Origin of the sequence: Desulfoprunum benzoelyticum (assembly GCF_014201505.1) — a bacterium.
In the GTDB taxonomy this organism is placed as follows: Bacteria; Desulfobacterota; Desulfobulbia; order Desulfobulbales; family Desulfocapsaceae; genus Desulfoprunum; species Desulfoprunum benzoelyticum.
In genome coordinates, this window is sequence record NZ_JACHEO010000001.1 from 162,678 (window position 1) to 181,848 (window position 19,171).

The 19,171-nt window shown below is 56.8% G+C and carries 18 protein-coding genes and 1 pseudogene; 12 read left to right on the forward strand and 7 right to left on the reverse strand.

From position 1 onward, the window contains the following. Nucleotides 1–65 precede the first annotated feature (65 nt). The 3 genes and pseudogenes from HNQ81_RS17985 to ung all read left to right on the forward strand — a co-directional run. Nucleotides 66–341, forward strand: a pseudogene (locus tag HNQ81_RS17985) (response regulator); the annotation flags it as partial. 111 nt (nt 342–452) lie between these two features. After that, a complete protein-coding gene (locus HNQ81_RS17445; RefSeq protein WP_337833404.1) occupies nt 453–1,265 on the forward strand; it encodes a chemotaxis protein CheB in 813 nt (270 codons plus the stop codon). A gap of 75 nt (nt 1,266–1,340) precedes the next feature. After that, the gene (gene ung / locus HNQ81_RS00700; protein ID WP_337833405.1) at nt 1,341–2,015 is read left to right on the forward strand and encodes a uracil-DNA glycosylase; all 675 of its coding nucleotides are present in this window, start codon (nt 1,341–1,343) and stop codon (nt 2,013–2,015) included. A 32-nt stretch (nt 2,016–2,047) separates the two neighbouring features. Here ung and HNQ81_RS00705 read toward each other — a convergent pair whose 3' ends face one another. From HNQ81_RS00705 to lptF, 3 genes are all read right to left on the reverse strand, one after another. Continuing rightward, on the reverse strand, nt 2,048–2,497 hold the full coding sequence (locus tag HNQ81_RS00705; protein WP_183347288.1) for a CBS domain-containing protein: 450 nt from the start codon (nt 2,495–2,497) through the stop codon (nt 2,048–2,050). Continuing rightward, on the reverse strand, nt 2,481–4,106 hold the full coding sequence (locus tag HNQ81_RS00710) for an NAD(P)H-hydrate dehydratase (protein ID WP_183347290.1): 1,626 nt from the start codon (nt 4,104–4,106) through the stop codon (nt 2,481–2,483). The genes HNQ81_RS00705 and HNQ81_RS00710 overlap by 17 nt, the downstream gene beginning before the upstream one ends. A gap of 130 nt (nt 4,107–4,236) precedes the next feature. Then, nucleotides 4,237–5,700, reverse strand: a complete 1,464-nt coding sequence (lptF, locus tag HNQ81_RS00715) for an LPS export ABC transporter permease LptF (protein WP_183347292.1) — start codon at nt 5,698–5,700, stop codon at nt 4,237–4,239. 168 nt (nt 5,701–5,868) lie between these two features. Here lptF and HNQ81_RS00720 point away from each other — a divergent pair, with 168 nt between their 5' ends. Together HNQ81_RS00720 and HNQ81_RS00725 are read left to right on the forward strand one after the other, a co-directional pair. Continuing rightward, a complete protein-coding gene (locus HNQ81_RS00720; protein WP_183347294.1) occupies nt 5,869–7,023 on the forward strand; it encodes a DUF2786 domain-containing protein in 1,155 nt (384 codons plus the stop codon). A 22-nt stretch (nt 7,024–7,045) separates the two neighbouring features. Continuing rightward, nucleotides 7,046–7,213, forward strand: a complete 168-nt coding sequence (locus HNQ81_RS00725; RefSeq protein WP_183347296.1) for a hypothetical protein — start codon at nt 7,046–7,048, stop codon at nt 7,211–7,213. A 69-nt stretch (nt 7,214–7,282) separates the two neighbouring features. Here the strand turns inward: HNQ81_RS00725 and HNQ81_RS00730 are convergent, their stop codons facing one another. Together HNQ81_RS00730 and HNQ81_RS00735 are read right to left on the reverse strand one after the other, a co-directional pair. Next, complete coding sequence (locus HNQ81_RS00730) at nt 7,283–8,671, reverse strand: M23 family metallopeptidase (protein WP_183347298.1); 1,389 nt, start codon at nt 8,669–8,671, stop codon at nt 7,283–7,285. Nucleotides 8,672–8,719: 48 nt separating this feature from the next. Continuing rightward, on the reverse strand, nt 8,720–10,249 hold the full coding sequence (locus tag HNQ81_RS00735) for an Rne/Rng family ribonuclease (protein WP_183347301.1): 1,530 nt from the start codon (nt 10,247–10,249) through the stop codon (nt 8,720–8,722). Nucleotides 10,250–10,384: 135 nt separating this feature from the next. Here HNQ81_RS00735 and HNQ81_RS00740 point away from each other — a divergent pair, with 135 nt between their 5' ends. From HNQ81_RS00740 to HNQ81_RS00755, 4 genes are all read left to right on the forward strand, one after another. Beyond that, a complete protein-coding gene (locus HNQ81_RS00740) occupies nt 10,385–11,266 on the forward strand; it encodes a glycosyltransferase family 2 protein (protein ID WP_183347303.1) in 882 nt (293 codons plus the stop codon). Continuing rightward, entirely contained in the window at nt 11,263–12,402 is a 1,140-nt protein-coding gene (locus HNQ81_RS00745) for an SPL family radical SAM protein (protein ID WP_183347305.1), read from the forward strand. The genes HNQ81_RS00740 and HNQ81_RS00745 overlap by 4 nt, the downstream gene beginning before the upstream one ends. 118 nt (nt 12,403–12,520) lie before the next feature. Beyond that, a complete protein-coding gene (locus HNQ81_RS00750; protein ID WP_183347308.1) occupies nt 12,521–12,946 on the forward strand; it encodes a single-stranded DNA-binding protein in 426 nt (141 codons plus the stop codon). A gap of 188 nt (nt 12,947–13,134) precedes the next feature. Continuing rightward, nucleotides 13,135–14,061 carry a DnaJ C-terminal domain-containing protein gene (locus HNQ81_RS00755; protein WP_183347310.1) on the forward strand — a complete coding sequence of 309 codons (927 nt, stop codon included), beginning with the start codon at nt 13,135–13,137 and terminating at the stop codon, nt 14,059–14,061. Nucleotides 14,062–14,156: 95 nt separating this feature from the next. Here HNQ81_RS00755 and HNQ81_RS00760 read toward each other — a convergent pair whose 3' ends face one another. Together HNQ81_RS00760 and HNQ81_RS00765 are read right to left on the reverse strand one after the other, a co-directional pair. Beyond that, nucleotides 14,157–14,693 carry a 3-isopropylmalate dehydratase small subunit gene (locus tag HNQ81_RS00760; RefSeq protein WP_183347311.1) on the reverse strand — a complete coding sequence of 179 codons (537 nt, stop codon included), beginning with the start codon at nt 14,691–14,693 and terminating at the stop codon, nt 14,157–14,159. 22 nt (nt 14,694–14,715) lie between these two features. Further along, nucleotides 14,716–15,999, reverse strand: a complete 1,284-nt coding sequence (locus HNQ81_RS00765) for a 3-isopropylmalate dehydratase large subunit (RefSeq protein WP_183347314.1) — start codon at nt 15,997–15,999, stop codon at nt 14,716–14,718. 229 nt (nt 16,000–16,228) lie between these two features. Between HNQ81_RS00765 and HNQ81_RS00770 the strand changes: the two genes are divergently transcribed. The 3 genes from HNQ81_RS00770 (at nt 16,229) to tsaE (ending at nt 19,115) form a co-directional block, all read left to right on the forward strand. Then, nucleotides 16,229–18,037: an extracellular solute-binding protein gene (locus tag HNQ81_RS00770; RefSeq protein WP_183347316.1), complete on the forward strand. Its 1,809-nt coding sequence runs from the start codon at nt 16,229–16,231 to the stop codon at nt 18,035–18,037. Between the two features lie 236 nt (nt 18,038–18,273). Then, nucleotides 18,274–18,489 carry a cold-shock protein gene (locus HNQ81_RS00775; RefSeq protein ID WP_183347318.1) on the forward strand — a complete coding sequence of 72 codons (216 nt, stop codon included), beginning with the start codon at nt 18,274–18,276 and terminating at the stop codon, nt 18,487–18,489. A 59-nt stretch (nt 18,490–18,548) separates the two neighbouring features. Continuing rightward, nucleotides 18,549–19,115: a tRNA (adenosine(37)-N6)-threonylcarbamoyltransferase complex ATPase subunit type 1 TsaE gene (tsaE, locus tag HNQ81_RS00780; protein WP_240191549.1), complete on the forward strand. Its 567-nt coding sequence runs from the start codon at nt 18,549–18,551 to the stop codon at nt 19,113–19,115. Nucleotides 19,116–19,171: the final 56 nt, after the last annotated feature.

Consider the following 19,171-nt stretch of genomic DNA (forward strand, 5'->3'; position numbering starts at 1 on the left):
TCGGGGTGGAGAAGGGTTTTCCTTGGTATCATCAAAGTGGTTGAGCTATGGAAAAGTGAAATACTATGCAACTGTCGAGAAAGATATCGGTTCTGATCGCTGATGATTCTCTCGTTTTCCGGCGTTATCTCAGAGCCATATTTGAAAATTCAATCGGTATCGAGATCATCGGTGAAGCGAGGAATGGGATCGAGGCACTCGAACTCGTGCTGAAACTGTCGCCTGATGTCATACTCATGGACCTGGAAATGCCGGTAATGGATGGGATGACGGCCCTCCAGCATCTGATGGTCCATTGCCCAACCCCCACCATCATGTTCTCCAGTCTTACCATTGAAGGGACAGCCCGGTGCTTCGACACCCTGAAAAACGGCGCCGTCGATTTTATCTGCAAAGATTGCCTGTTCAAGGAAAAAAATGTGGAGATCTATGAACAGACACTCATCCAGAAGGTGATCAACGCCGCCGCCAACACGGTACGATCAATCGAGCCGGTTTTTACCCTGCAGAAAGGTCTTCAGGCCAGGCTGTCGCTGGAAAAGCGGATTGTTTTCTGCGAGGAATGCGGGACCCGGCAGAGTATTGACGGCGACAGGTATCTGTTCATGCGGGAGATCAGTTGTCGAAACTGCGGCGATACCATCGAAATTGGCAATCATCTTAAAAAATTCAGGAGAAACAATTTTATTTCGATTCTTGCCGGTGGTCCAGGCTGCTTTCGCAACCTGCTCGGCATTGTTTCGAGGCTGGATGCGGATATGGGGGGAGCGTTGATCGTTGTCATCATGGACGAGGATGAGGCGGTTAACTCCTTTACCGAATACCTGAACTCGATAAGTACAATGAGGGTGGTTCGGGCCCGGGAAAACATGCGAATCGATGGTGGAAATTGCTATATCGTTTCGGGAACGGAGTCGTTTGGCCTCAAACCCTATAGCGCCAATGTCAGTTTTCAGCAGTTGTCGAGCGATGATGGCAAAGACCCCCTCGATCTGCTACTGTCGTCGACCGCGACTGTCTTCAGAAACCGGACTGCGGCAGTGATCCTTTCCGGTGATGCCCATGGCGGCGTCGCGGGCGTGCAGGCGATTCTCGAGGCCCAAGGCACGGCGTTGATGCTTGATCCTGCCGAATGCTATTATAAAGGTTTGGGTACCATGATCCGCGACAGTTGTCCGTCAATCATATCGTTGGGGGAAAATGATCTGGTGGCGCAGATCCAAGCACTTCACTATGGCTCAAAGACAACGGTTACAGCAGTCTGATCATGCCCCTTCTCAAGTGATCGATACGACCCGGGCGGCGCTGCGGCGATCGGGGCCGTTATTTGGTAGAGGCTGGTGAGTAAATTGCTTTGGGAAGAACAGGTCCCGCTGATGCGGCAGGGTGTGCACAAGGAACTGGTCCAGAAGGCCTATGGACCGGCGGCCTCTGGAGAGCCGGTGTATCCTCCGCGTCAACACGTGTTCGATGCGATGCGGGTCACCAGTCTCGAGAGTGTCAAGGTGGTTATAATCGGTCAGGATCCGTATATCAATGCCCATCCCGGGAAAGGGCCGGAGGCCCACGGTCTCTGCTTTTCGGTGAGAAACGACGTTCCCCAGCCGCCGTCGCTGCGCAATATCCTCAAGGAGATCAATGCCAGCATGTACCAGGGGAAAGCCGTCAGTGTCGATAGTGATTTGACCAGACTGGCCCGACAAGGGGTGCTGCTTCTCAATGCCAGCCTGACCGTCATCGCCAAAAAGCCCAACTCCCATGCCAATCTCGGCTGGCATGAACTTACCGACGATATCATCCGGACGGTGTCACGACTCAAGGAGCACGTCGTCTTCATGCTCTGGGGCTCCTTCGCCCAGAAGAAGGAGCCGCTGATCGATCGCGGAAAACATCTGGTGCTGAAGACCAGCCACCCCTCACCCCTTTCGGCCCACAGGGGCTTTCTGGGGTCGGGTGTATTCGTTCGCTGCAATGAATATCTGATCCGGCACGGCCGGCAACCTGTCATCTGGTAGGGCCGACAGTAACCGTCCCAGCCTGTCCCGGATTAACCGGCGATAGTTTTGATGATATCTTTTTTTCCTATGATCCCTTTTATTTGCCCATCATCGACGACGGGGAGGGTGTGAACGTTTTTTTCCGACATGATGGTTGCGATCTCATCGACGGGGGTTTCAACTGAAACGGTGACCGCCGGCGAGCTATAAATATCGGCAACGGTCGCCCCGGCTATTTTCCGCATTTCCTGTTCCATCTTGTCCGGATTTTCAAGGAAGAAAAAGGAGTCGAGGATCGTGACGACCGTCGGGATGTGAACCTTCTTGTTCTGGTCGATCAGATCGCTTTCCGTCACAACCCCGAGAACCTTGCCGTCCTGGTCGATAACCGGCGCACCGCTGATCCCGTGGGCGGACAGAAGTTGCGCCAGTTGCTGAACGGTGGTTTCCAGCGTCACGGTGATAACTTCTCTGGTCATGATATCAGAAGCACTCTTCATTGCTTTTCCTCTGGCGGATATGAGTGTGGATGGTTGAGGGCAGGGTGTCGGCAAGTTCACTGGCACTGTACCCTACCCCTTGCTGCTGCAAAAGCTCATCGCCTGCCGCTCCATGCAGGTAGACCGCCATAGCCGCTGCCTGCAGCGGCTCAATGCCCTGGCAGATCAGGGCGCCGATGATCCCGCTCAATACATCTCCCATGCCGCCGGTTGCCATGCCGGGATTGCCGGTTGTATTGATCATGGCCATGCCATTATCAACGGCAACGATCGTTCCGGCTCCCTTCAGGACGACGATGATCTGATGATCGTTGCGCTTGAACAGCGTGCAGGCCTTGCGGGTCGCGGCGAGACGGTTATCCTGGATTTCCCGGACCGTGACATTGGCCAGACGGCCGAGTTCCCCGGGATGGGGGGTGAATATCCGTGGTCCGGCAGGCTCGCCGACCTGGTGGGGATGGCTGGCCAGGATGTTGAGCGCATCGGCATCGATGATCAGCGGCTGGCGGAGTTGCTGGTACAGGAACAGAACCAGTTCGGCGGTCGCAGGATTGGTGCCGAGGCCCGGTCCGAGCACGATCGCTTTTTTGTTTATAGCCGCCTCGAGAATATGGTCACGGTCGGCGATACCAATAAAAGATGGGCTGTTGCGAAGCGGGATCGTCATCGCCTCGAGCAGGGCGGTCTCGAAGATGGCGTTCAGCAGGTGCGGCACACAGAGGCTGACCAGACCACACCCGCTGCGGAGTGCCCCCCTGGCGGCCAGCAGCGCCGCCCCGGTCTTACCGGGTGATCCGGCAAGGATGAGGAGATGACCATGACTTCCCTTGTGTGACGCCTTGTCGCGGCGCAGAGGTTGCGACCACTGCCGGCATGTCGATTCGGTGATGAGCTCCGTAGCGATATCCGCCTTCTTTACCGCTTCCGGGGGGATGCCGATATCGACGATCCGCAGGGCACCGCTCATGTCCGAACTGCCGTGGATAAAGTGGCCGGGCTTGGGGCAGCCGAAGGTTATGGTGTAGTCGGCCCTGATGCATTTGCCGAGGATTCGACCGCTGTCCGAATCAAGCCCGGATGGAATATCCACCGATACGACCGGAACGGATCGGGCGAACCCGGGCTGATTGATGAGGTCGATGACGTCGGCGAAACGGCCGTCGATGTCGCGGCCGAGACCGGTCCCGAAGAGGGCGTCGACAACGGCAAAACAGGGTAGACCTCGGGATTCGATCTGCTTGAGGAGGACCGGGATGGTGCTGACCCGCACCGTGCTGTCGATGATATGGAAGGGCAGTTTGAGTTTTTCGACGATCTGGAAGTTGACCGCGGCATCGCCGGTGAGAGCATCAGGGTTGACCATGATGAAAAAGATCGGTTGGCAGCCACGCTGGTGGAGGTGACGACCAATGACAAAACCGTCGCCGCCGTTATTGCCGGGACCGATAAAGATCAGGGCGAAGGAGTTTTCGCAGGGGCCGAGATCCCTGATCATCTCATGGACGGTTCCGAGCCCGGCATTTTCCATCAGGACGATCCCGGGAATCCCGAAATCTTCGATGGCGCTGCGATCGAGAGCCCGCATTTCAACGGCTGTTGGCAATTTCATGATAATTTCCTGAAGTTGGGCAGGTCGCAGGTGAAAAAATCATCACCCTTTATGATGTATATAGGCTGCTCAACGGGTGTGTCAACGCTTGAAACAGGCAAATCGGTTCCGGGGCAAGGTTGACTTCAGTTTATTGCCCAGACTTGGCACTCCGGGCAAGTTCAATACGCTTGCGGCACGACTCGCATGGCTTGAAGCCGGCAGCGATCGCCACCTCGATATCCCTGAACTCAAGGGTGCAATGGTCGTCGTTATAGTCCTTGCAGCCGGCCAGGTGAAAGATCCGGTTCCTGGCGTCACCATGAAGCGGAAGCGGCTGGGCCGTCGAGGGGGCGGCGCCGGTCGGCGTCGCGGTCCTGATCGGTTTTATTCTCTCGATAAAGGCAATGATCGCCGACTGCAGGCGATTGAACAGAGGGGAGAAGACCTTTTTCAGGTTGATCACGATGAAACTGGTGATTTTTTCCGGAATCAGCGGCTGTTCATTCGAAACCTGGCGGATAAAGAAGAGGGCCATCAGTAGAATGACGGTGTTTGGGCCCCACATCGCCGGTCCGATCGGCAGAGTCTGATCCTTGGCCACCATTTTGGCAAATGTGAAGAGGACATAATAGAGAATAAATACTGCCAGCCCCATCGGGATGCCGATGGCCCGGCGACCGGGACCGGCCTGCAACCCGAGCGGCAGGCCGAGCAGGCAGAGGATGAGACAGCCGGTGGGCAGGACCAGACGTTTATGGTATTCAATTATCAGCACTCTCCCTTTCTCGGTCGAACTCCCCCCGAACTCTCTGGCCTTGGCGAGCAGTTCGGGCATCGTCAGGGTTCCCCGGCTGAAGGAGTTGGCCGCCGCAGCGGGGGGCTGGAGGGGGATGTTGAGCTGGTACCGGTCAAACTGGACGACCTGGGAATTGGGGGTGTCCGGCCGGTGGAGGCTGCCGTTGCGGAGGATGATGGTGACCTTCATCCGCTCGACATCGCTATTCATCTTGCCGGAGGAGGCCATGGTTATGGTCGGAATGACCTGGCCGCGCATATCGGATACCCAGACATCCTGCCATTCTCCGGTCTCCTGGTCGATTTTGCCGACGTAGACCACCAAGTCGCCCAGGGCCTCGGTAAACTGGTGTTCCTGAATCCCCTTGTCGATTTTTTCCTTGAGGAGTTGATAGGTAAGTTGTTTCATGGCAACTTCGCTCACCGGGATCAGAACGATGGAGAAGTAGCTGGTCAGCAGGGCGATAAGGAAGGCGACCACGATGACCGGCGGCAGGATCTGGTATATGCTGATCCCGCCGGCCTTGAAGGCGAGGATCTCCGAATCGTTGGCGAGCCGCGAAAATCCGATGGTGATTCCCATCATCGCCGCCATCGGAATGGAGTAGAGGAACATGTTGGGAAAGAGGTAGGAAAAGAGACGGACGAAGTCGGTGAATCCAATCTTCAGGTCAAGAACAAAATTGAGGAAGGGGATGAGCTTGACCAGGAAAAACACGCAGTTCATGATCAGAAAGCTGGCAAAAAACGGGGCCAGCATTTCGGTCGCAAGATAACTGTAGAGAAGGAACGGAAGGCGCAGTGAAGGTGATTTCATATCCAGGGAATATCAGGCTTGCTTGATCACGGTGGCCAGGAAACAGGCTGCCACTGGATCGGACGGGGAAGTATCTGGAGGACATTACTGAAAAGTGCTTTCACAAACAAGCAGTAAGTTGTCGGGGGTCGAGTTTTTGTACTCCGGCATAACAGAGATGGAACAACTATGGATGCAAGAGGCGTAGAAGCCGCTCTGCTTCAGGCCTGGGCCAGACAGTTGCAGGACGAGTTCGGTCAGATCTGTTTCCAGTATTCCCTTCATCTGGTTCACCCGGTCATCGAGATCATTGAATCAACCGAAATCCTTGGACGCTGGCAACGGCATACCAGGACCATCGGTATCAGCCGTCATATCGTCGTCAACCATGGCTGGGATGTAACCATCAACGCCCTGAAACACGAGATGGCGCATCAGATCTGCGATGAGGTCTTCGGCTGTCAGGGGGCGCCGCACGACGACCGGTTTCGCCAGGCATGCGTCATGCTCGGGCTGCCGGAGGGATTCAGCCGGGCCCGCCTTGATCCCGCCTGTTTCCATGCCCCGATGGCGGCCGCCACGAGTGGCGATGACCGCCGGAGAAAGCTGATCGAGCGGGTCCGCAAGGTCCTGGCGCTGTCTCAATCGGCCAATGAACATGAGGCCCGGTTGGCCCTGGAGACCGCGGTGCGGCTCATGAACCGGCACGACCTGGAGAGGGACGAGATTGAAAGCCCCCTCAACGAGGTCACCTACAGGATTGTCTCGCTGGCCCGGCAGCGGGTCCATCTCTACCAGCGGCTGATCGCATCGCTGCTCTCCCGCCATTTCAATGTGCGGCTCATCCATTCCCGAATCTATGATCCTGAAGTCGACGTGGTCTACAGGTCGTTTGAAATTTTAGGTCGGCGCGACAATGTGGAAATTGCCGAGTACTGCTACCATTTTCTTGAAAACAGGCTGGCGGCGCTGTGGAGTGCCCACCGCAAGGGCCTTTCCGGGATGGCGCGAGGGCTTAAAAACAGCTATTATTGCGGCGTCCTGCAAGGATTCGAACAGAACCTGACCCGGAATCGAAAAGAAGAAAAGGGGGGAGAAGGGGGGAAGGCCGGCAGCAGGGATCTCGACGAGGTTCAATCGCATCTCGTCGTCGGCGATCGCGAGGTGGAGGCCCTGGTGGCCAGAAGGCACCCGCGTCTGCAGAAGCAGGGCGGCCGAAAAACCCGGGTCAATCCAACACTGTTTTCCCAAGGTATCGATGCGGGACGGGAGATAACGCTCAGGACCGGGATCAGGGAAGGGGCGACCGATGGTTGTGGCCCCAACCTGCTGTCGGAACATTAATTATCGAGGACAAGGAGTCAACATGCACCTGTTTGAGACGAAGGATGGAGATCGCTGGGTGTGCATCACCTGTGCGGAAGAGAAAAAAGAGATCATCGAGGAGAATGGCTGGGAATGGATCCTCGATCGGGACGACATGGTCCTGCGCTGCTTCCTCTGCGGGCACCCTGATTACGATTTCGATGATTGATCGGTCACTTGCGGTAGACGTACCGTCATGGCCACGGTTTCCCGCGGTCACGACGGTACATTGCCGGCATCAACCTTTTGTTCCCGACAGCGGGGATTCGATGGTGACATCGAGCCAGTGCTCGTCCCACCATTCCTTCGGCATGGAGAAGACCCCGTTGATCAGCATCGAGAAGTGCAGGTGATCGCCGCCGGCCATTCCTGAGGTGCCGGTCAGACCGAGGATTTTGCCCTTCTCCAGGGTGTCGCCGACGGCGACGTTGATCTGGCTCAGGTGCGAATAGAGACTGAATACCCCCTGGCCATGGTCGAGGATTACCATGTTGCCGTAGATGCCGAGGTAGTCGGCGTAGACGACCCTGCCGGTGTTGGCGGCCTGAACGCCGACGCGCTCGGTCGAGGCGATATCGACGCCGAGGTGGACCTGCTTGTCGATCTCACTGTTCTGATAATAGTAGGTGCGGTGGTCGGCGAAACCGGCCTTCGGGCTGCCCAGCATGCGCAGGAATCTCCCTTTCCACAGACGATCCGGCGTCGATTTGATACAGGTCTCGGAGATGATCCTGTTGTTGGCGTCCCGGATCGCATTGTTGATGTAGAGATATTTCTCGATCGGGGTGCCCTGCATTTCCGGATAATGCTGTTCGAACTCGGGAATCTTGGCGTTGAGGAAGCCATCGCTGATATTGATGCGGTCAGACCGCTGCACGACCTTCTGGAAAACCGGGGAAAATCCCATGACCGCGGTGTTGCCTGCCTTGTCGGTGGCGCTGACCCTGGCTTCGGTGATTCCCTCGGCGTCATAGGGCAGGGCGAAGTAGGCGATGTAGGTGTTCGGGCGCTCGGGGCCGACAGGATAGCCGGGATTGGCCTGACCGTTGATGGTGACGCCATGGGAACAGTCGGGTTCGGAGACTTTATAGATGGCGATACCGGTGCCGCCGGGAGAGATGTAGCGCTCACCGTGGAGCAGTTCGACCGCCGGCGGTTTGAGATCGAGGGTGATGTCCCTGGTCACCTTCGTGCCGTTGCCGGCCAGCAACCCACGGAACGAGAAGTCCCGCGCTTCGAGGGTAACCTCGATCTTTCCTTCCTTGAATCCGAGTTTCTGGGGTTCGAAGGTGACCTCCTCCTTTTCTTCGGCGGGACCGATCCTGCCGAGATAGCCGACTCGGGGATTTTCTTTCAGCGACAGTTGTTTCGTCGTCTCGCCCTGAACGGCGGTGAGGGTCACCTTGCGGATACCGCTTTTGCCATCGGTGACCGTATAACCTATTTTTGCCTGCTTTCCTATGTAGTTGGGTTCGTCGCTGAACGAGGCGACGGGCTTCTCTCCCTCAAAAAAGAGAAAGAAGGCGGCGGCGCCGGCAACGAGCAGGACGACAGAGAAAAAAACGACAATAAATTTTACGATGTTGTGGGAACCGCTGGTCTTCTTTTTCAGTCTTCTGGTTTTCATAATCTGGGAATTTCCTTGAAACAGATCTAATGGGAAATCGAAACACGATCAGCGCTGCCAGATGATCTCGTATTTTTCGATATGGAGGTCCTTCGCCGGGGTGATGACCAACCGCTTGGAGATTTCCTGCTCCAACTGGAGGATGGTCAATTCCTCTTCCTTCAGCAGCATATCGGCGATGCGTGGATGGACCCTGATGGTCACGGTGTTGCCGGAGGCCTTGGCCGCGTTGCGGCTGAGCTTCCGAAAAATATCGTAGCAGATCGTCCGCCGCGACTTCAACATCCCTTCGCCGGCGCAATAATGACAGGGCTCGCACATCATCTGGTGAAGGTTTTCACTGTTTCTCTTCCTGGTCATCTGGACCAGGCCGAACTCGGAGAGCTTGAGGATATTGATCCTGCTCTTGTCCTTCTTGACCGCCTCCTTGAAGGTGGTGAACAGTTCCTCGCGATGGAACTCATCCTCCATGTCGATGAAGTCGATGATGATAATCCCGCCGATGTTGCGCAAGCGCAGTTGGTAGGCGATTTCCTTGGCGGCCTCGATGTTGGTCTTGAAAATCGTCTCGTTGAGGTCGTTCTTGCCGACAAACCGACCGGTGTTGACGTCGATGACGGAGAGGGCCTCGGTGCTCTCGATGATGATATACCCGCCGGAACGGAGCCAGACCTTTTTCTCTATGGCCCGGTTGATTTCGACCTCGATGCCGTGGGCCTCGAACAGGGGGCTGTCGCCCTGGTAGAGTGATATCCTGTCCTGCAGTTGGGGGGCGAAGGCGCGGACGAAATGGAGCAGCTTTTCATGAGCGGCCTTGTCGTCGATGATCAGCCGGTCGACATCGTTGGTGAACAGGTCGCGGACGGAGCGGAGGGTGATGTCGAGGTCTTCGTAGACAAGGGCAGGGGACTTCGAGCTCCTGGCGAGATCCCTGATCTCGTCCCAGAGAAGCATCAGGAATTCCATGTCGGCCTCGAGTTCCTCCACTTTGGCGTGCTCGGCGACCGTTCTGACGATGAACCCAGTGCCCTGCGGCCTGATCTCCTCGATCTGTTCCTTGAGGATGGTGCGGATTTCCTCATTTTCGATTTTCCGCGACACCCCGATGTGATCGGTCAGGGGGATGAACACCAGGTTGCGGCAGGGCAGGGTGATATGGCATGTCAGTCGGGCGCCCTTGGTGCCGATCGGATCCTTGCTGACCTGGACCAGTACGTCTTGGCCTTCGGTGAGAAGATCCTCGATATTGGAGCCGTGCACTCTGCTGCTGATTTCACCGGGCACGGGCGACAATTCGTCAATGACCGGGAACGAGTCCCGGTCGAGCATCCGATTCTCGATATCCTTTTCGGTGATGTGCACATCATCGACGTAGAGAAATCCAGTGCGTTCGAGGCCAATGTCGACGAAGGCCGCCTGCATTCCCGGCAGGACGCGGACGACACGGCCGCGGTAGATATTGCCCTTGAGACCTTTTTCCATCGGTCGCTGCATGTGGAACTCGGTCAGGACACCATTTTCGACAAGGGCCAGACGAACTTCATAGCTCCTTGAATTTATGAGAATATCAATGCTCATTGGCTGGGTAAAGCATCTTTTATTTAAACTTCTTGAGAAGAAAGGTTATAATTTTGAACTTCTCAGTATACAGCATCTCATATCTGAATCGCCATAAATATTGAAGATATAATATATTATTAAAACTGATAATCGATGCAATCCCGTATTCTCCCCGTCTCGGTCATTGTCCCGACCTACAATCGTCGGGACTTGCTTTTACGAGCGCTGCGCTCGGTCAGCCGTCAATCGGTACGATGTGAAGAGGTTGTTGTGGTCGACGACGCATCGACCGATGGCAGCAGAGAGCTCGTCGAGTCCTGCTTCGACCGGGGTGCGACCCCCGCCATCCGCTGGTTCCGACTCCCGTCAAACCGGGGCCCGGCCGCAGCGCGGAATTTCGGGATACGGCAGGCCCGGTGCGAGACCATCGCCTTTCTCGACTCCGATGATCACTGGCAACCGCAGAAACTCGAACGTCAGGCGGGAACGATGGAACGTTTTCCAGAATATCTGATCAGCCACACCAGGGAAAGGTGGCTGCGGCGGGGGCATCGTATCAACCAGAAATACAGGCATATTCCTCGTCACGGAGATATCTTTTCCCATTGTCTCGAGCTCTGCGCAGTCGGGATGTCGACGGTCATGGTCCGCCGCGGGATCTTCGCCGCGATTGGTCTGCTCGATGAAGGAATGCGCTGCTGTGAGGATTATGATTTCTGGCTGCGGGTCAGCTGTCGATACCCCTTCCTTCTCGTCGATGAGGAGTTGACCATCAAGGAAGGCGGGAGGGAAGACCAGCTTTCCCATCAGCACCGGGTTGGGATGGACCGTCTGCGCATACACTCCCTGCTTCGGCTTCTGCAATCCGGTGCCCTCAACGGCGAACAGCAGAGGCAGACCCTGCAGCAGTTGCGGCAAAAATGCGAAATCTACGGCAAGGGCTGCCGCAAGCACGGTAAAGAACAGGAAGGCCGGCGGTACCTCGCCCTTGCCGCCATGATTTCCGCAGCGGACGATAAAGGATGGACGCTATGACTGCAAGCCGATCCTGGCAGGATCCATCCCGTTACATTCGGCATATCCACGTGGAGGCGGACTGTGTCGATCTGCCGGTGACCCGGGAGATTCTCGAACGGGCACAGCTGCCATGGTCGGTTGTCACCGGGCGTCAACTCGGCGTTGATCTAGCCGGCGATTATCCGTTCAGCCTGCATCAGGGCAAGCAGCATCTCTACCTCTGCCGCAACCGCGGGCAGTTTTTCAAACCGTGCCCGGGGACGAAGGAATACCTCTGCTGCAAATACGAGGTCCTCGGTACCGGCATGAACTGCCCGATGGACTGCGTCTACTGCATTCTCCAAGCCTATCTGAACACTCCTTGGATTACCCATTATGTCAATACCGATGACCTGCTGGCGGAACTGGACCAGGTCCTCGACGCCGATCCCGGGCGACTGCATCGCATCGGCACCGGCGAGTTCACCGATTCTCTTGCCCTCGACCGCCTGACCGGGCTGAGCGGGACCCTGGTCCGATATTTCGCCGGCAAACCGAATGCCGTCCTTGAATTGAAGACCAAGAGCGCCGTCGTTGACAACCTGGCGGCGCTGCATCATCACGGCCATACGGTCATTGCCTGGTCTTTGAACAGCCCCCGGGTCATGCAGCGGGAGGAGTTGCGCTCGGCGACCCTGGAGGAGCGGATCGATGCCGCCTGCCGCTGCGCCGGCTGGGGATACAAACTGGCCTTCCATTTCGATCCGATCATCGATCATCCCGGCTGGGAGGAAGGCTACGCCGAGACGATCCGGCTCCTGTTCTCCCGGGTGCCGGCGCAATCGATCGCCTGGATTTCCCTCGGCGCCCTGCGGTTTCTGCCGAAGCTGAAGGAGATCGGGATCGGCCGATTTCCCCAATCAAGAATGTATTTTCAGGAGTTCATCGATGGACTCGACGGCAAATGCCGCTATTACCGTAAGCACAGAGTCCGATTGTACCGCTATATTTATAATCAGCTCAGGCTCTATGCCGATCCTCGGACCTGTATCTATTTCTGCATGGAGAGCAGGGAAATATGGCGCGAGGTCATGGGCTTCGATCCCGAGGAGTTCGGCGGCATTGCCGCCATGCTCGACCGGACGGTTTTTGAAAATCACGACCGGCCGCAGTGATAGCCGTTGTTTTTCGCCGACCGACGGAAAACCGATAATCACTTGTCCTTTCGGAATTCCATCGTATACTGCACCTCGGAATATATGTCACAACATCATCAGTTAAGGAGAATACACCATGTTGAATAAAGTCATGCTCATCGGCAATCTCGGCAAGGATCCTGAGATCCGCTACACCCAGGCGGGGACAGCTGTCGCCACCTTCAACGTCGCCACGACCGAGCGGTTCAAGGGCAAAGATGGACAGACGCAGGACCAGACCGAGTGGCACCGAGTCGTTGCCTGGGCCCGTCTGGCCGAGATCTGCGGCGAATACCTCCACAAAGGATCGAAGGTCTATATCGAGGGGCGATTGCAGACGAGAAAATGGACCGACCAGAACGGCAACGACAAATACACGACCGAGATCGTCGCCAGGGAGATGAAAATGCTGAGTCCGCGCGGCGGCACCGACCAGGATTCGTATGGCGGCGGCTACCAGGAACCGCCTTTTCCTGATTCCCCTCCCGGCATGATGGGAACCGGTGAGGATGTCCCGTTCTGAGATGCGGCAAGGGCTCTGTCGAAAAAAGATGGGTTGAAATGAATGAGGACGGGGACGTTGCTTGAAGGCGGCCTCTTGACCGGAGGCCCGGTCATTCCTATTGTCATTGGATAAGACCGGCCTTCGGGGGCCGCCCTCCTGCAGCGGGCAGGATCCCCTTAATCATCATGTCTGATTGTTGAATTGCAATGGATTATTACGAAACACTCGGTGTCTCCAAAACGGCTAGTCCTGACGAAATAAAGAAAGTGTATCGGAAGCTGGCCTTGAAGTACCATCCTGACCGGAACAACGGCGACAAGTCCGCTGAAGAGCGGTTCAAGCAGATCAGCGAGGCCTACGCCGTGCTCTCCGACCCCGAGAAGAAACGGCAGTATGACACCTTCGGGTCGACCCAGTTCCATCAGCGGTACTCGCAGGAGGATATTTTCCGCAATTTCGACATCAATGAAATACTGCGGCAGTTCAACTTCGGTCGCGGCTCGCAGAATTTTCAGTCACACTCCAACATGGGCGGCGGGCACGGGACGTTTTCTTTTTTCGGCAATGACATGCGAGGAGGATGTGGATCGGGCGGTTGCGGTCAGCAGGTCAAAGGACAGGACCTGACCTATCAGATCACCGTCACCCTCGAGGATGTCATGCACGGGGCTGAGCGCAATATCACCCTGCGGACCAACGGCACCCCCCAGAACGTCAGCGTCAAAATCCCGAAGGGAATCGAGGCCGGCAAGAAACTGCGGCTCAAGGACAAGGGTGCGGCCTCGCCGACCGGAGGACCTTCGGGCGACCTGTTCCTGAAGGTGGAGATCGCCCCGCACGAGCGCTTCGTCCGCGAGGGCGACGATCTGGTGATCGAGAAGCTGGTCTCGTTCAGCGAGGCTTGCCTTGGAACCAAGGTCGAGGTCGAAACGATCGAAGGCAAGAACTTCGTCGTGACGATCCCGCCGGGTTCGGTCAATGAGTCGCGCCTGCGGTTGAAGGGACACGGGCTTCCCGTGGGACCGATCGGCGATCGCGGCGACCTCTATGTCAAGCTGGGAGTGGCGGTGCCGAAGGAATTGAACCAGGAACAGGAAGACCTCATCCGCGATCTCCAGAAGGTCGGACTGTAGGCTGATAGCGGCAAAAACGAAAGGCCTTTACCTAATCCACTCGCCGGGATTGGGTAAAGGCCTTTTTTGTTGGTACGGACAGATCTGTCAATCTGTCAATATCGCTGATCGGCAAAATTGAGCCAGCCGCCGGCGGCGACGAGGTCGCGATCGAGGCTGTTCAGTGTGAAGGTGCAGGACACCGGGGACTGGTCCGCCGCGTCGGAGACGGCTGTCATTGAGTTCTGCCGCAGATCGACCCTGACCTCGATATTGCCTTCCATCGCGAACAGCCGGTCCAGATCGTTCTTGCCCAATTCGATGGCGAGGATGCCGCAGTTGAACATGTTCTGCCTGAAGATCCGGGCAAAGCTGCCGGCGATGATGAGGTTGATATCGTTGACCTCGAAGGCCCAGACCGCATGTTCCCGCGATGAACCGCAGCCGAAGTTGTCGCGGGTGATCACGACCCTGGCGCTCTGCATCGCCGGCGATCGGTTGTCAAAGGACACGCCGTCGAGCAGCAGGTCTTCGAGGAGATGCGGCTTGAGTGCCGATTTGGTTATTTCGGTAAGGTATTTCGCCGGAATTATTTCGTCGGTATTGATATCGTTTCTGTCCAGAAAAATTGCTGGACCGCCGAATTCTTTCATTGTTTTCGCCTCTCTTGCAGTATCAAAGGAATGTCCGCGGATCGGTGATCGCCCCAGTGACGGCGGCGGCGGCGGCGGAGTAGGGGCTCATCAGGTGGACCATGCCACCCTTGCCCATCCGCCCGTTGAAGTTGCGGTTGGTCGTCGAGGCGCAGACCTCGCCCTCGGCCAGAACACCTGAACTCATGCCGAGACAGGCCCCGCAGGTGGGGTTGAGGACACAGAACCCGGCATCCATGAAAATCTTGATGATGCCCTCCTGTAGCGCCTCATTGAAGATCTTCGGCGTTGCCGGGGTGACGATGCCCCTGACCCCCGCCGCCAGCCGGCGGTCCTTGAGCAGCGCCGCGGCATCGCGCAGGTCTTCGATCCGGCCGTTGGTGCAGGAACCGATATAGACCTGGTCGATCGGGGTTCCGGCCATCTCACCGATATCCTTGACCTGATCGGGCTTGTAGCCGAAGGTGACCTGGGGGGGAAGATCGGTGACGTCGACCTGTATCGTCCCGGCATAGACGGCATCAGCATCGGAATGCCATCTGGTGAAATCGGCAACCGCGGCATCGATATCGGCATACTGGTCTTTGATGAAGGGCCACAGGTATTCGGCCGTCACCCGGTCGGGCAGGCAGATGCCGCAGGTGGCGCCGGCCTCGACCGCCATGTTGCAGATCGTCATGCGTGCCGCCATGCCCATCGCGTCGATCACCGGACCGACAAACTCGATGACCTTGTCGGTGGCGCCGTTGACGGTCAGTCGCTTGATGATCGCGAGGATGACGTCCTTGGCGGTGACGCCGGGCTGGAGTTTGCCGTCGATGGCAATCTTCAGCGTCTGCGGCAGGCGGAAGGAGCAGACGCCCTTGTATATGCCGACCTGAAGATCAGTGGTGCCGACCCCGGCGGCGAAGGCGCCGAAGGCGCCATGGGTGCAGGTATGGGAATCGCCCATGATGACAGTGTAGCCGGGGCGGACAAAACCCTTTTCCGGAAAGAGGGCGTGACAGACGCCGTTGGCGCCGACGTCGAAAAAGTCCTTGATGCCGTGCCGCCTGGCCCAGTCGCGCATGATCTTGCCCTGGGTCGCGGTCTTGGAGTCCTTGGCCGGGGTGACGTGATCGATGACCGCCTTGATCCTGTCAGGGTCAAAGACCTTGTCCATGCCCTTGGCCATCAGGTCCATGATGGCGATCGGGGTGGTGATCTCATGGCACATCACGACATCGAGATCGAGCACCATGTTTTCGGCGGAGGGGGTGTCTCGAAGGTGGGCCGCGAAAATTTTTTCAGCAATGGTCTTTCCCATTGATCAGCTCCAGAATGAAAATGATAGAAATGTATGCAGGATAGGTTGGATTTGCTTCTCGTGACGAACATGGTAGAATGGCTGCTGCCCCGGCAGTGTGCCAGCGCTGCCGGCATCGCCAAAGACTATATATTCTACTCGAAAAACAGCATGGTTGCGAGTCCTTAATTGTTCCGGCCGCCATGGATCTTCGCCGCCTTCAATCTTCCTTCGTTGAGGAGCCACCACCATGACCGCGCTTCGCCGCATCCTCCTGTCCGCGCTTCTTCTCCTCCTCCTGCCGCATACCGGTCAGGCGGCGCATGGCATCTCCCTCTCCGAGACCCTCAAATACCCGCCGGGCTTCACCCATGTCGACTATGTCGATCCGGACGCGCCGAAAGGCGGCAGGCTCATCCTCCACAGCATCGGCAGTTTCGATCAGATGAACCCTTTCATCCTCAAGGGAACGGCGCCGCTCGCCATCGACAGTCTGGTCTTCGAACCGCTCGCCGAGGGCAGCCTCGATGAACCGTTTGCCCAGTACGGCCTGATCGTCAAGGATATCGAGAAGGCCGCCGACAATCTTTCGGTGATCTTCACTCTCAACGACAAGGCTGAATTTTCCGACGGCAGTCCGGTCACCGTCGACGACATCGCCTTCTCGCTCGAAACACTGAAGAGCGACAAGGTCCACCCCTTCTATTCGTATTATTACAAAGACATCGTCGGCGCCGATATCGTTGACAAGCAGCGTATCAGGTTCCGGTTCGCCCAGAAAAACCGGGAACTGCTGATGATCGCCACCCAGATCCCGGTGCTTTCCAAGGCATACTACACGACCTACGGTTTCGGTGACGAGACCGGGAGCGGGGATATGCTCCGACCGCCGGTAGCCACCGGACCCTATACCATCGCCGCCGTCAATCCGGGCAAATCGATCACCTACAAGCGCAATCCCCGGTACTGGGGCCAGGATCACCCGATGCGTAAAGGGATGTTCAACTTCGACGAGATCACCGTCAAGTACTACAAAGACCCGGTCGTGGCGCTCGAGGCCTTCAAGGCCGGGGAATTCGATTTCATGATGGTCAATATCGCCAAACAGTGGGTGCGCGACATGCAGGGGGAAAAATTCGGCCCCGAGGGGATAGTCAAAAAGATCTATCCGCACTCGAACAACGCCGGAATGCAGGGTTTTCTGATGAATACCCGCCGGCCTTTTTTTGCCGACTACAGGGTCCGACAGGCGATGGGGCTGGCCTTTGATTTTGAATGGACCAACGCCTCGCTGTTTTTCGGCCAGTACACCCGCAGCACTTCGTACTTCAGCAACTCCTATCTGGCCGCGACGGGTTTACCGTCCACAGCCGAACTGGCGCTGCTCGACACGTTTCGCAACGATGTACCGCCGGAGGTGTTCACGACCCCGCTGCAGGCGCCGGTCGTGCAGGGCAAGGCCGGGCTGCGCGACAACCTGCGCCGGGCCAAAGACCTGCTGACGGAGGCCGGCTGGACCATCCGTGACGGCAAGCTGGTCAACGGCGAGGGCAAGGCGTTCAGTTTCGAGATCCTGCTGTCGTCGGCGACATTCGAACGGGTCATGGCCCCGTATGTGAAAAATCTTCAGAAACTCGGGATGGATGTGCGATATCGGACGATCGATCCCGCCCTTTATGAACAGCGGATGCAGAAGTTCGATTTCGACATGATCGTTCATGTCTATGGGCAATCGCAATCGCCGGGAAACGAGCAGCGCAATTTCTGGCATTCAGAATCCGCCAATCGCCCCGGATCGAGCAACTATGCCGGTATCTCCTCGCCAGTCGTCGATTTCCTGGTGGACAAGATCATCTACGCTCAATCCCAGGAAGAGCTGACCGTCGCCTGCAAGGCTCTTGACCGGGTTCTGTGGTACGGCTACTATCTCGTTCCGAACTGGTACATGGCCGGCCATCGGCTCAGTTATTATCAAAAATTTTCACAACCTGAGAAACATCCCTTGTATTACAATTATCTTCAACTCCTGATGACGTGGTGGAGCAAGACCGATAAATGACCGATACTGTTTATGATTACGCGACATTGTCTCGCTCGGGGACTGGCCGGGTTCTGCATGGGGGCTAAATAACTGTTTCTTGGTGAGAAATTGTTCTTTTCCCTTGACTACCGGAAATTCAATCTGATAAAAATGAAACAGGTTCTCCGAAGCCGGGAGAGATGTACTGCGGGGAGGTGCACGTTTTTTCATTGACAGGAGCATGTTTCTTGTCGCTACGCTGGAGGTTGGTTGGTATGTCTGAACGTGTTCAAGGAAAGGTCAAATGGTTCAACGCGAGCAAGGGATACGGATTTTTGGAAAGACCTGATGGAGAGGCCGATGTTTTCGTCCACTTCAGCGCCATCCAGGGAGAAGGGTTCAGGAGTCTTGAAGAAGGTCAGGCCGTAGAGTTTTCCGTGACCAAAACGGACAAGGGACTGCAAGCCGAGAATGTGGTCAAGCTGAGCTGACCGCAGGAACGTGAATTGTCACAACCCGACCGACAGTCAGCTGTTGGTCGGGTTTTTTTATGGAATCGGAAACAGGCTGTCAACTGCCCGGGATGGACAAGGGTGATGGCGTGAGCGACATGGGCGGACAGATCAGCATCTATTTGAAGAACCTGGAAGAAACACGATTATTCGGCTGTGAATTGGGGAAATTGGCACTCCCAGGCGACGTGATCTGTCTCGACGGCGACCTCGGGGCGGGGAAAACGACCTTGACCCAGGCTATCGCCCAGGGCCTGCAGGTGCCGGATTCCGAGTACGTGACCAGTCCCTCCTTCGCCGTTCTGCATCAATATCCAGGCCGCATTCCCCTCTACCATATGGACTTTTACCGCCTGCACGATGCCGCGGAGATACTCGATCTCGGCCTCGATGAGTACTTTTCCCTGTCTGGGTTGACGGTGATCGAATGGCCGATCCGGGCGGCCGGGATTCTGCCGGCCCATCGTCTGGACCTGACGCTTGAAAATCCGGGCGACGACAGCCGGATCATCCGCTGCACCTGCCCGCCCGAATGGGAAGCGCGACTTGCCGTGCTGTTCAGCCAACATCCCGGTCTTCTGCCTGCATCAACTCCGGAGCACTGACGTTGGAACGGCTGCCCCCGACGGTCGCTTCCCTCCTCGTTTTCGCTTGACGCCGG